General features: G+C 71.6%; 11 protein-coding genes and 1 pseudogene. 8 read left to right on the top strand and 4 right to left on the bottom strand.

The window, feature by feature from the left end:
* Positions 1-157: 157 nt before the first annotated feature.
* The 3 genes and pseudogenes from O9335_RS10050 to O9335_RS10040 all read left to right on the top strand — a co-directional run.
* A pseudogene (locus tag O9335_RS10050) lies at positions 158-508 on the top strand (AIR synthase-related protein); the annotation flags it as partial.
* Positions 501-1,298, top strand: a complete 798-nt coding sequence (mnmH, locus tag O9335_RS10045; RefSeq protein ID WP_298387371.1) for a tRNA 2-selenouridine(34) synthase MnmH — start codon at positions 501-503, stop codon at positions 1,296-1,298. The pseudogene O9335_RS10050 and the gene mnmH, both read left to right, overlap by 8 nt.
* On the top strand, positions 1,291-1,560 hold the full coding sequence (locus O9335_RS10040) for a hypothetical protein (RefSeq protein ID WP_298387368.1): 270 nt from the start codon (positions 1,291-1,293) through the stop codon (positions 1,558-1,560). Before mnmH ends, O9335_RS10040 begins: the two co-directional genes overlap by 8 nt.
* Here the strand turns inward: O9335_RS10040 and O9335_RS10035 are convergent.
* Positions 1,521-2,657, bottom strand: a complete 1,137-nt coding sequence (locus tag O9335_RS10035) for a cyanophycinase (RefSeq protein ID WP_298387365.1) — start codon at positions 2,655-2,657, stop codon at positions 1,521-1,523. The two genes, O9335_RS10040 and O9335_RS10035, sit on opposite strands and share 40 nt — an antisense overlap.
* Positions 2,658-2,791: 134 nt before the next feature.
* Positions 2,792-3,433: a TetR/AcrR family transcriptional regulator gene (locus O9335_RS10030; RefSeq protein WP_298387362.1), complete on the bottom strand. Its 642-nt coding sequence runs from the start codon at positions 3,431-3,433 to the stop codon at positions 2,792-2,794.
* A 138-nt stretch (positions 3,434-3,571) separates the two neighbouring features.
* Here O9335_RS10030 and O9335_RS10025 point away from each other — a divergent pair, with 138 nt between their 5' ends.
* From O9335_RS10025 to O9335_RS10015, 3 genes are all read left to right on the top strand, one after another.
* Complete coding sequence (locus O9335_RS10025) at positions 3,572-4,414, top strand: MBL fold metallo-hydrolase (protein WP_298387359.1); 843 nt, start codon at positions 3,572-3,574, stop codon at positions 4,412-4,414.
* Positions 4,411-5,556, top strand: a complete 1,146-nt coding sequence (locus O9335_RS10020) for an MBL fold metallo-hydrolase (protein WP_298387356.1) — start codon at positions 4,411-4,413, stop codon at positions 5,554-5,556. The genes O9335_RS10025 and O9335_RS10020 overlap by 4 nt, the downstream gene beginning before the upstream one ends.
* A gap of 159 nt (positions 5,557-5,715) precedes the next feature.
* Positions 5,716-6,330, top strand: a complete 615-nt coding sequence (locus O9335_RS10015; RefSeq protein ID WP_298387353.1) for a hypothetical protein — start codon at positions 5,716-5,718, stop codon at positions 6,328-6,330.
* 37 nt (positions 6,331-6,367) lie between these two features.
* Here the strand turns inward: O9335_RS10015 and O9335_RS10010 are convergent, their stop codons facing one another.
* A complete protein-coding gene (locus O9335_RS10010) occupies positions 6,368-7,219 on the bottom strand; it encodes an alpha/beta hydrolase (RefSeq protein ID WP_298387350.1) in 852 nt (283 codons plus the stop codon).
* Between the two features lie 157 nt (positions 7,220-7,376).
* Positions 7,377-9,107 carry a glycosyl hydrolase family 18 protein gene (locus O9335_RS10005; protein WP_298387347.1) on the bottom strand — a complete coding sequence of 577 codons (1,731 nt, stop codon included), beginning with the start codon at positions 9,105-9,107 and terminating at the stop codon, positions 7,377-7,379.
* Between the two features lie 259 nt (positions 9,108-9,366).
* Here O9335_RS10005 and O9335_RS10000 point away from each other — a divergent pair, with 259 nt between their 5' ends.
* On the top strand, positions 9,367-11,355 hold the full coding sequence (locus O9335_RS10000; protein ID WP_298387344.1) for a U32 family peptidase: 1,989 nt from the start codon (positions 9,367-9,369) through the stop codon (positions 11,353-11,355).
* A 122-nt stretch (positions 11,356-11,477) separates the two neighbouring features.
* Positions 11,478-12,122, top strand: a complete 645-nt coding sequence (locus tag O9335_RS09995; RefSeq protein ID WP_298387341.1) for a LysE/ArgO family amino acid transporter — start codon at positions 11,478-11,480, stop codon at positions 12,120-12,122.
* The last annotated feature ends 225 nt before the right edge of the window (positions 12,123-12,347 follow it).

The following is a 12,347-nucleotide window of genomic DNA, read 5'->3' as shown; positions in this document are numbered from 1 at the left end:
GGCTGGTCGGACTGGCGGGCCGGGCCGTGTGGCCCCCCCCCCCGGCCGAACGGGCCCCTAACATCGCGCTGACCGCCCCACATATCCCGGGGGGCGTCGCCCCCCGCGGGCGCCGCACCGGGGCCCACGCCGGCCTGGGCTTCTGCCGCGCAGACTCCTAGCCGGCCATGCGCTGGAGCTGGCACGCGGCGCGAAGGCCGCGGTGCACCTGCACTGGCCAGCCGTGCCCTTGCTGCCCGGCGTGCGCACGCTGGCCGAGCAGGGCTTCGTCACCGGCGCCAGCGGCCGCAACTGGGCCGCCTATGGGGCCGACGTGAGCCTGAGCCATGGCCTGAGCGAGCTGGATCGCGCCTTGCTGACCGACCCCCAAACCGCTGGCGGCCTGCTGGTGAGCTGCGCGCCCGCAGCCCTGTCCGACGTGCAGGCGGTGTTCGCGCGCCACGGCTTTGCGCAGCATGCGGTGGTGGGGCGGGTCGAGGCCGGCCAGGGGCTGCACGTCCATGGCTGAGCTGCCCGGCATCCGCCCGCTGAGCGACTACGCGCTGATCATCGACGCGCGCACGCCCAAGGAGTTCGCCGAAGACCACCTGCCCGGCGCGGTGAACCTGCCCGTGGTGACGCAGGAGGAGTTCGCCGAGGTGGGCACCTTGCACCGCACCGACCCGCACGCCGCCTACCTGCTGGGTGCGCAGTACGCGCTGCGCAACGTGGCGCGCTACATCGCCGAAGCCATCGCACCCCGAGCGCCCAGCGACCGCATCCTGATTTACTGCTTCCGCGGCGGCAAGCGCAGCCGCGCCTGGGCGGACCCCGTGCGCAACATCGGCTACGCCGTGGACCTGCTGCCCGGGGGTTGGAAGGCCTACCGCGCTTGGGTGCGGCAGGAGCTGGCCCGCCTGCCCGCCACCTTGCCATGGCGGGTGCTCAGCGGCAGCACCGCCACGGGCAAGACGCGCTTGCTGCAGGCGCTGGCGCGCGAGGGCGAGCAGGTGCTTGACCTCGAAGCTTTGGCCGTGCACCGGGGGTCCTTGCTGGGCGAGTGGCCCGCGCAGACCCAGCCCACTCAAAAGCGGTTCGACAGCGCGCTGCGGCACGCGTTGGCCCGGTTTGACCCCCGCCACCCAGTGTGGGTCGAAGACGAGAGCAAGCGCATCGGTCGGTTGCAGTTGCCCACCGCTTTGTTCGACGCCATCCGCTCGGCGCCCGTGGTGCGCGTGGAGGCCGACCTGCGCACCCGGGTGCGCCTTGTGCCGGCAGGATTACGCTCACTTCGCCGCCGACCCCGTGGCCATGGTTGAGCGCCTGCGGCCGGTGCGGCCTCTGGTTGGCGGAGCGTGCTGGGCCGAATGGATGGCCCTGGCCGAGGCGGGCGCCGTCGACACCTTGTTTGCGCGCCTGATGACCGACCACTACGACCCCTGCTACGCCCGCAGCGCGAGTGCCAAGCGACCCACGATGGCAACGGTGGTGCTGACGCAGGGGCCTGGCGACGCCCTGGGCGACGCCGCCCGCGGCCTGCTTCAGCGCCTGACCAGCACCCCGTCCACCACCGACCACTGACGGGCCGTGCCGCCGCTGGCGCGCCATGCCCCCAGGTCAAAGCCCTGGCTGCCCAGGGCCGTGCCCGGAACTTCGTCCACCGCCAAGGCTTGGCCCGACGCGTTCCATGTCAGGGACGATCCAGCCACCAGCCGTTCTGGCGGTGCCGTGGGCCGCACGAACAGGGCACTGCCGCTGCGGCCCGGAAAGGTGAAGACCTGCGCCATGCCGTTGTCGCTGATGGCCACCGCGGTGTCGTCGTCCACGGCGATGGCGCGAGCCTCGGTCCAGCTCACGCCCTGGCCGAGCAGCATTTGCGCCATGAAGGCCACCACGCGCCCGGCGCGCTTGGGGTTGGCCGGCGTGCCCACCGCGCCGGTGGTGCCTGCGGTGAAGTGCGGCTCGGTGACGGTGTTGCGCAGCCATGCCGCCGTGACGAAGCCTTGGCCGATCTCGGTGCGCGAGGGGTCTTGCAGGCCGCTGCTGTCCTCGGGCGCGCCGCCTGGGTGGTAGTGCTGGCCCAGGATGGCCATGCCGGCGCTGGTGCCGCCCACGGGGGCGCGTTTGGTGACGATCAGGTGATTGATGGCCTGACCCACGGCACTGCCCTTGAAGTAGCGCACGTAGTCGGCCTGGTTGCCACCCGCGATGAAGAGCGCGCCGGCGTCGCGGATGGTTTGCGCCACGCAGGCGTCGTTGCCCTCGGCCGCCGAGTCGACCAACAAGGTCTGCACCGAGTTCAGCCCCCCCAGGCCCAGCAGGTAGTTGTTGTAGCCAGCCCCGCCGGTGCTGCGCAGCACGACCATGTCGCCGCCGCCGGCCCGAGCGATCAGCCAGCGCATGGCCTCGTCCACGTCCACCCCGCCGCCCATCAGCACCAGGCCGGGCGTGGTCGTGCTGGGCTTGGGCGTGGGACTTCCAACGCGCCCCAGGTCGACGCCCGGCGGCAGCGTGCAAGCGGACGGGCTGGGCGCTGGCGCAGGTGCTGGGGGCGGGGGCGCTGGGGCTGGCGCGGGGGCGACACCACCACCACCGCCGCAGGCACTCAAGGCAGCGAGCAAACACAGGCCCACGCCAGCGCGCAGGACGGGGGAGGCAAGCAGTCGGATCGAACGCATGGCGGCGGCGGGGCAGCAGGGGCCCGCAGGCTAGTCGCACCGGTCCATCGGGGCGAGCCCGGCGCCGCTTCAACGCAGCTTCGCGTCGCTTGACGGAAAGTCGTTCGCGGCGCCCGCCGGACCCTCGGGCTGCGCTACGGCGTTGGCCCGACCAAGCCCCGGACCACGAAGTCCAGCAAGGCCTCGACGGCGGCCGGGCGCGCTGCCCCGTCGGGCACCGCGTCCAGGCCGGCCAGGGCCAGCGAGGCCAGCCCATGCACCGCGGACCAAGCCTGGAGCTCGGCGCCCTCGCGTTGCGCGTGGCTCAACGCGCCGTCGGCCACCAGGGCGTCCAGGGCTTGGCCCAGCAGCGTCCAAGCGGTCTCCACCGGGGCCATTTCGGCTTGGCGGCTCAGGCAGCCCACGCCACTCTCGCCGAACATCAGCCGGAACAGCGCCGGGCGCTCCAGGGCGAACTCGACATAGGCCCGCCCCAGGGCCTTGAAGCGAGCCACCGAGGGTGGGTTCGATTTGGAGGGGCGCCTGCGCGCTGTGGCTTGCATGGCGGCGCGCATGCGGTCTGCCAACTGAAGGTGACCGTCGAGTGCAGCAGCGCCCATGAGGGCCGATTTGTCGTCGAAATGGCGGTAGGCGGCGTTGGCCGACACCCCCACCTCGCGCGCCGCCTCGCGCAGGCTGAAAGCGGTGGGCCCGCTCTGCTCGATCAATCGCACGGCAGCGCCCACGAGGGCGTTGCGGAGGTCTCCGTGGTGGTAGGCATCGCGAGGGCTTGTCATGTCCGCATGTTGACACCGTGAACTTAGAATGTCAAAGTGGACAGCGTGAACATTGGCGCGGCCGTGGCCGTTGCCGGTCACTGCCGCACAGCCCTACCGCGTGCGCTTGTTGTCGTCCCTTTCCTTTGGAGTCTTGCCATGGCCTCTGCCCATCCCTTCCCGGCCCCTGGGCCCTTCGCTGTGCTGCGCCGGATGGCGGCTGCGCGCTCCCGAGCCACCCTTTGGGCCCTGTTGGCGCTGGCGGGCTGGGCCCTGCTCAGCTTGGCGGGCTGCGCCAGCGGCCACGCGGCGCTGACCTTGCCCGAGGGCATCACCGTGCACACCTTCCGGCGCGAATACGCCAATGTGTTCGTGGTGGCCCAGGGCGATCGCTTCTTCATGGTGGATGCCGGCTACGAGGCCGATGCCCCGCAACTGGCGCAAGACCTGCGCCGCGAGGGCTTCGACCCGGCCCAGTTGCGCGCCATCATCCTCACCCATGGTCATGCCGACCACGCCGGCGGCGCGGGCTACTTCCGGCGGCACTTCGGCATCCCGGTGGTGGCGGGGGCGCCCGACGTGCGCTTGCTCGAGCGCGGCAGCCCCGACCCCCTGTGCCCCACCAGCAACCGGGCCCGAGACCGCTTGGAGGCCGACCAGGCCGAGCGCTTCACGCCCATGGCCCCTGACCGCGCGCTGAGCGGCGAGGTGGCACTTCAGGACCTGGTGGGACTGCCCGGGCGGGTGGTGCCCATGCCAGGACACACCGAGGGCTCGCTGGTCGTCGTGGTGCCCGGCGCAGCCTTCGTGGGCGACCAGTTCCGCGGGGCCATCGTCGGCCGCTCGGCCGAGTTGCACTTCTACATGTGCGACCTGGAAGGCAACCGCCGGGACGTGCAGCGCTTGTTGACGGCGGTGGCGCCCCAAGCCCACACCTTCTTTCCGGGCCACTTTGGCCCCATCGCCCGCGCGGCCGTGGTCGAACGCTTCGGCACGCCATGAGCCGCCCGCCCAGCCGCGTGGGGCGCCGCGCCTTGGGGGCGCTGAGCGCCTTGTTGTCGGCCTGCGCCAGCACACCCCTGGGGGCGCCGAGCGACCACCTCGACGGCCACCGCTTCCGCAATCCCGAGCCCTTCGAGTCCCGCGGCCTGATGGACGTGCTGCGCTGGAAGCTGGGCGGGTCGCCCGCACAGCCGTGGCCCGACTTCGTCCCCATCGAGCCCGCACCGCCACCACCAGCGCGGGTGACCGAGGGCCTGCGGGTCACTTACGTCAACCATGCGACGGTGCTCGTCCAAGTCGCGGGCTTGAACCTCTTGACCGACCCCGTGTGGTCCGACGTCGTGGGCCCGGGCGGCGGCATCGGTCAGCGCCGCCGCAAGCCGCCGGGGCTGCGCTTCGACGACCTGCCAGCCATCGACGTGGTGCTGCTGAGCCACGACCACTACGACCACCTCGACCTCCCCACCTTGCGTCGCTTGAAGGCGCGCGACGCCCCGCGGGTGTTGGCGGGTCTGGGCACCGCTGTCTGGCTGGCCGATCAGGGCCTGCCCGGTGCGGTCGACCTGGACTGGTGGCAGTCGGTCTCCGTGGGGCCCGCGCGCATCACCTTCACGCCGGCGAGGCACGCGTCGCGTCGCGGCGCTTTCGACGGGAACCAGCGCCTGTGGGGGGGCTTCCAGGTCGAGGCGCAGGGGCAGCGCGTCTTTTTCGCGGGCGACACCGGCATGGGTTCGCACTTCGCCGACATCCGGGAGCGGCTGGGCCCGCCCACGCTGGCCTTGTTGCCCATCGGCGCCTACCTGCCGCGGTGGTTCATGCAGCCGCAGCACATCGACCCCGACGAGGCCGTCGCGGCGCACCGCGCACTGGGCGCACAGCACAGCCTGGCCATCCACTGGGGCACCTTCCGCCAAGCGGACGAAGGCATGAACGACCCCGTGCAGGCCCTGGCCCGGGCGCTCGACGCCCAGCACCCCCCAACGCTTGACTTTCGGGCGCTGGACAACGGCGGCTCTTGGTCGCTGCACCCCGGCTCGGCCCTGCCCTCGGTCACGCGGCCCGCGGCCGCCGCCCCCGTCCTGCCCAGGCCGCAAGCCCCGGGCGTCACGGCGGCCCCCGGCCTGACGCCAGGCCCTGGGTGACGTCGCAGCGCAACCGGCGTCTCCCGCCCGTTGGCTTCGTACAGGCAGCCGCTGGGCAAGCGGCGCCGTCAGGGCCGAGCCGGGCAAGACGGGGGTGGCGCGCACGGCCTGTGTCGTGCACGATGCTTGCGACTTCGTCCTTGCACCCAAGGCCTTGCCATGACTGTCACTCCCAGCCCACCGATGACGCCGACGGCTTGCGGGCCCCAGGCGACGTGGCGCTGGGGCCGGACGGGATGCCGCGCGGCAGCGGCGGGCCTGTGGGCGGCCGGCGTGCTGCTGGTGTCGGCTGGGGCCCATGGCCCAGTTCATGCCCAAGCCCAAGCCCAAGCCCAAGCCCAAAGGCCCGCCAACACGTCCAGGAGTCTTCGCGGGTCACCACGGCCGGTGGCCGCCCGGTTGTACGCCACGGTCACGCCGGTCTGTGCGCCTTGGGATGGTCCGGCGCAGCGGGTGGTGATCTTCACCGGCACAGGGGGCGGCTGTGGCGAACGCGAGATGGGGGTCGATCGGCTGGCGCTCACGCTGTGGCGCCAAGCGTTGCCGCTGCGCGCCCCCCTCGCGATCTGGCTCACGGGCGAGCTTGGCGACGGGATGGCCCTGCACTGCACCGCGCGCCAGCGCTGTGCCCCGCTGCCACCGGCGCACGTGGAGCTGGACGAGGTGGGCGACCACGTTCTGGGCCGGCTGCGCTACACCACGCCCGCGGGCGACCGCGTGGACCTGCCCTTTCGCGCCGAGCGCTGTCCCGCCCCGCCCCCGCCTTGCGGCTGAACCCTGCAGGGCCGCCCCGCGCCTGTGGGGCAGCGCGTCAATCCAACGCCGCCAGCCAGCGGCGCAGCACGCGTTCGGTCGCCGCGGGGTCGTCGCGCCAAGGGCCGTGGCCCACGCCCGGGAATCGCTCAATCTGTCGCCATGGGGCGGGCAGGGCGGCGTGGATGAGCTCCGCATCGTCGATCGGGGTCACCGGGTCCTCGGCGCCGGCCAGCACCAACACCGGGCAGCGCACACGGGCCAGGCCCGGCAGCAGGTTCATGCCGCGCTGCTCGCCGCCGGCCGAGTGGAAGAGGATCTCCGGCCGGAACACCATGCTCGCGCGGGCGGTCGCGTCTTGGTCGGTGGTGTTGTAGAGGTGCCGGCACAGGCGGTCGTAGACGGCCCAAGTCTCGGCCGAGGGTTGCTCCCAAAAGGCCCGTGCCGCGGCGCCCGCTTCGGGCCCTCCCCGACGCGCAAAGCCGGCCACCTTGCCCTCCAGGTTGTAGTGCGGGGCCGTGCTCGAAAGCACCGCCGCTCGCGGGTGTGCCGGGTGCCGTGACAGGTAGCGCTGCACCACGTAGCCGCCGAAGCTTTGCCCGAGCACGATGGGGCGCTCGATGCCCAGCACCGCACACAGGCGCACCAGGTCGTCGGCCAAGGTGTCCAGCGTCCACTCGGCCGCGGGTCGGGGGTCGCTGCGGCCATGGCCGCGTTGGTCCAGGTAGAGCACCTGCACCTGGTCGGCAAAGCGGCTGAAGAAGGGCTTGAACCCGGTGTGGTCGAAGCCCGGCCCGCCGTGAACCAGGATCAACGTGCGCTTCTCTCGCCAGTGGGCCCCGTCGGGCACGTGGCTAGCGCCGTCCACGTCGACGAACAGACGCACGCCGGGTTCGATTTCAACGCGCATCGCCGCCCCTCTGGCTCACCCGGCTGTGGTTGCGGGGATGGGCGGTGGCAGGCCGCCGCGGCACGGCGGGTTGGGGTCCCAAGGCGGGGTGCATCACAGGCTCCAGGGGGCGGGGCCCCAAGGTTAGCGCCCCGCCCACCGCCCCACCCACGGGGCCTCAGCGCCAGGGCGCGTTTTGCAAGGCCAGGTCGTCGGGCAAGCCGGTCATGGCCGACACCTTTTTGCCGATGCTGCCGGGCGAGGCCAGCGCCGCGCCGCCGCAGGCCCCGCTCGCCGTTTTGAGCGCTTGCCAGAGCATGGCGCCATCGCGTGGGTTGCGGTTGGGCAGGGTGCTGGTGACGACGGCGCCCAAGTAGCGCTCCACCGAGTAGGCCTGGTTGACCGTGGCCCCGTAGGAGTTCTTCAGGTTCACCGAGCCGGTGCACTGCGCGTCGGCGTTGTTGACCACGAGCTGCCCACCGGCCCAGCCCTCGGGCGCGGTTTCGAAGCCGATCGACACGATGGTGCTGCTGGGGAACAGCTGCCGGTACTGCTTCCACGCCGTCACGCCGTCGTAGTTCTCGTAGCGGGCGTCGTAGCTCATGATGTTGACGAGCTGGAAGGCGTTGGCCAAGGCCGGGAAGGCGTGAACGAGCTGGCGCTCCAGCCCGGCCTTGCCGCCCCAGAAGCTCGCGCCCACCCCGACGCACTGCGGGTGGTTGGCCGTGTTGGCCGTGCAGTCGGCGCCGGTGGACCAAGCCGCCACGCTGAGGATGCGCCCGCCCCCGGCCAAGTCCACCGCCTTGCGCATGGCCTTCACCGCGCCGGCGTAGGCGTCGAGGCCCTCGATCTCGTAGTCCACGTCCAGGCCGTCGAAGCCCAGGTCCTTCATGATTTGCGCCAGCGCATCGATGGTGGCGCCGCCGCCCGAGTGGCCCTCGGCCGCCAGCTGCGCCCAGTTGTTGTACGTGGCGCCGCCCACCGCCAGGATGACCTTGATGTTGCGGGCGTGCAGCACGTCGATGGCCGCCTTGATGTCCGACGGCCGGCCGTTGAAGTTGATGCCCGTGCCCGACCAGTTGTTGGCCGCCATCCCGCCCCAGCGGAAATCGGGCTGCGCAAAAGCCACCACCACGTGCGTGTAGTTGGCGGGGATGCGCGCCAGCTGGCTGGCTTGGAAGACTTGGTTCAGGGACTTGCCGGTGGCGTCGAACCAGTTGTCGCTCCACGAGGGGTAGTACACCGTGTAGGCGCGGCCGGCCTGCGACGCGGACTTGGCGGCGGGGTCGGTCAGGCCCGGCGCTGGCGCGGGGGCCGGCGATGGCGACGGGGCTGGGGAGGGGGACGGCGAAGGCGATGGTGCTGGGCTGGGTGACGGTGCGGGTGTGGGCGCCGGCGACGGGGCTGGTGCGGGCGCAGCGCCCACCGCCGTCCAGGGCTTGCCGCTGCCCGTCGGGCCGTTGTTCAACACCGGGTCCTCGCCGCGGGTCCACCAGTTGGCTTTGTAGGTGGTGCCGCTGCGCGTCACCGTCTGCCCGCCCGTGTAGGCCGTGTTGGCGTCCCAACTGCCTGGGGCTGGCGTGGGCGCTGGCGTGGGGCTGGGCGCTGGGGCCGGGCTCGGGCTCGGGGCGGGTGCTGCGCCGTCCACGGGCGTCCAGAGCGAGGCCACCGTTGGGTTCCAGCCCGTGCCGGTCCAGTCGGTCTGGCTCACCACGGCCCGGTACAGCTTGCCCTGAAATGAAACCACGGTGCCGGCGGCGTAGAAGGTGTCCGGCGCCCACGTGGGCACGGTTTGGGCCCAGGCGCTGGCGGCCAGCGTCCAGGCGGCCAGCGTTTGGGTGGCGCGGCGCAGGGCGCGACGGTGGCCCGGCGGGGCCGGGGGAGGGTTCAGCGGGCGAAGGACGTTCATGGGGTCAGGCTCCGAAAGGGGGGACATGAGGGGGCGAGGCGGGAACGCGCGCATCAGTGGTATTTAGGTGGTAGCAAACCAGTTCGAGTCGCCGAAGAGCGCGATCTCACCCATGAAGAGCCGCCACAGTGTGGCCGATTCCAGCGTAACAAACCGCATCCATCGGTTGCAAGCGGTATGCAACTGGATTTATGGTTTCTTACTGGTATGTCCCTAGGTGGGCCTGGCGGCGGGATGGGGCACCTTCTTAAAATGCTGCATGCCTGCCCACCACGCCCCCCACCGCCCGCTCGAGCTGTTGGCTCCCGCCCGCGACGCCGACATCGGCATCGAGGCCATCACCCATGGGGCCGACGCCGTCTACATCGGCGGCCCCGGTTTCGGCGCCCGGGACAAGGCTGGCAACCCGATCGAGGACATCGAGCGCCTGGTGCGCCACGCGCACCGCTTCCACGCGCGCATCTTTGTCACCATGAACACCATCCTGCGCGACGACGAGCTCGAAGGCGCGCGCCGCCAGGCCTGGCAGCTGTTTGATGCCGGCGTGGACGCCCTTATCGTGCAGGACATGGGCCTGCTGGAGCTGGACCTGCCGCCGATCCAGCTGCATGCCAGCACGCAGACCGACATCCGCACGCCCGAGAAGGCGCGCTTCCTGCAAGACGTCGGCTTCAGCCAGATGGTGCTGGCGCGGGAGCTGGACCTGCGCCAGATCCAGGCCATCCGCGCGCAGGTGAACGACGCCGTGCTGGAGTTCTTCGTGCACGGCGCGCTGTGCGTGGCCTACAGCGGCCAGTGCTACATCAGCCACGCCATGACGGGTCGCAGCGCCAACCGCGGCAGCTGCAGCCAGGAGTGCCGCCAGCCCTTCACCGTGCGCGACGCGCAGGGCCGCATCGTGGCGCACGACCAGCACGTGCTCAGCCTCAAGGACAACGACCAGTCCGCCAACCTCGAAGCCCTGATCGACGCAGGCATCCGCAGCTTCAAGATCGAAGGCCGCTACAAGGACATGGCCACGGTCAAGAACGTCACGGCCCACTACCGCACCCTGCTCGACGCGATCCTCGAACGCCGCCCTGCGCTCCAAACCACCAGCCACGGCCGCTGCAGGTACACCTTCACCCCCGAAACCGAGCAGGCCTTCAACCGCGGCGGCACCGACTACTTCGTCAACGGCCGCCAAATCGACATCGGCGCCTTCGACACGCCCAAGCACGCCGGACTCCCCCTGGGCTTCGTTGCCAAGGTGGGCGAGGCCTGGTTTGACGTGGACACCGAAAGCCCCGAGCGCGTGCTGCACAACGGCGATGCCCTCACCTGGCGCGACCGCCAGGGCGAGCTGCAGGGCGTGCCCGTGAACGTGGCCGAGCCCCTGGGGGGCAGCCGCTGGCGCGTGCACCCCAACCTGGCCAAGGACCAAGCCTTCGGCGACTTGAAGGACTTGTTCCCCGGCACCGCGTTGAACCGCAACCGTGACATGGCCTGGGAGCGCTTGCTGGCCAAGCCCTCTGCCGAGCGCCGCATCCCGGTCGACCTGACCCTGGCGCAAACCGCCGACGGCTTCGAGTTGGCCCTGAAGGACGCCCACGGCCACAAGGCCGCGGTGCGCTTGACCCACGCCCACGAACCGGCGCGCGACGCGGCCCAGGCCGAGAAGGCCCTCAAAGAAGGCCTGTCCAAGCTGGGCGGCACGCTCTTTGAGGCGCGCCGCGTGCGCCTGAGCTTGCAACAGCCCTGGTTCTTGCCGGCCGGCGTGCTCAATGCGCTGCGCCGCGACGGCATCGCCGCCTTGGAGGCCGCGCGCGCCGCGGCCTTCGAGCGCCTGCCGCGCGCGGCCGAGGTGCAGCCGCCCGTGCCCTACCCCGAAGACACGCTGAGCTACCTGGCCAACGTCTACAACGGCCAGGCCGCGAAGTTCTACGCCCGCCACGGCGTGAAGGTGATTGGCGCCGCCTACGAGAGCCACGAGGAGCTGGGCGAGGCCTCGCTGATGATCACCAAGCATTGCGTGCGCTTCAGCTTGAGCCTGTGCCCCAAGCAGGCCAAGGGCGTGACCGGCGTGCAAGGCACGGTGCGGGCCGAGCCCATGACCCTGCAGCACGGCGACGACACCTTCACCCTGCGCTTCGACTGCAAGCCTTGCGAAATGCACGTGGTGGGCAAGATGCAAAAGCACGTGCTCAAGGCCCTCAAGGCCGAGCCCGTCACCTTCTACAAAACGCGGCCCACCACGCCGGTGGCCTGAGCGGGTGAGCGGAACAACTCCTTCATGGCCACTCTGAGCGCTGGACCCGTCCTGGCGATGGCTCCACCGGTGCGCCCAACGCCTTCGCGGCGCGGGGCGTCGTCCTGCGGCGGGACGAGGCCATGCTGACCTCTTCGCTCGCCCTGCCCAGCGAGCTCGCCGTCTTTGCCCAAGGCTTGGCCCTGGCCTTGGGCCTCATCGTGGCCATCGGCGCCCAGAACGCCTTCGTGCTGCGGCAAGGCCTGCGGCGCGAGCACGTCGGGCCCATCGTGGCCTTTTGCGCCGTGGCCGACGCGCTGCTCATCGCCGCCGGCGTGTTCGGCCTCGCCCAAGTGCTGGGCGAGCGCCCCGTGCTCGCCCGCACCCTGGCCGGGCTGGGCGCCGTCTTCTTGGCCGTCTATGGCTGGCGCGCCCTGCAGCGCGCAATGCGGCCCCAAGCCTTGCACGCCGCTGCGGGCGACGCTGCCCTGTCGCGCCCTGCCGCCTTGGCGCAGGCGGCCGCCTTCACCCTGCTCAACCCCCATGTGTACCTGGACACCGTGCTCCTCGTCGGCAGCCTCGGCGCCCAACAAGACAGCGCCCTGCGACCCGCCTTCGTGGCCGGCGCCGCCAGTGCCAGCCTGCTCTGGTTCGGGGCCCTGGGCTACGGCGCCCGGGCCTTGGCGCCCTGGTTCGCTCGGCCCCGGGCGTGGCAGGTGCTCGATGGCCTCATCGGCCTCACCATGGCGGGCCTGTCCCTGCTCCTGGTGCGCCACGCCCTCGCTTAGGAGTCTGCGCGGCAGAAGCCCAGGCCGTCGCCGAGATTTCGGGGGCGACAGGCTAGGCGCTGGCGACGCCGCGTGGCGGGCTACGTCAGGAGCCGGCCACGACGCTCGTCGCCCCCGCGGCTCGGCCCGAAGGGTGGCCCCTGGATCCGGCGCATGCGTTGTCGCTCCTTCTTGTGGACACGAGTCCACGGCGGCGTCGCTCCTAGCCTGCGCCGGACCAGGGGC

It is taken from the genome of Inhella sp., assembly GCF_027532025.1.
Taxonomy (GTDB): domain Bacteria; phylum Pseudomonadota; class Gammaproteobacteria; order Burkholderiales; family Burkholderiaceae_C; genus Inhella.
Note: the sequence above shows the minus strand (reverse complement) of the source record. Positions and strands in the feature narration are given on the sequence as shown.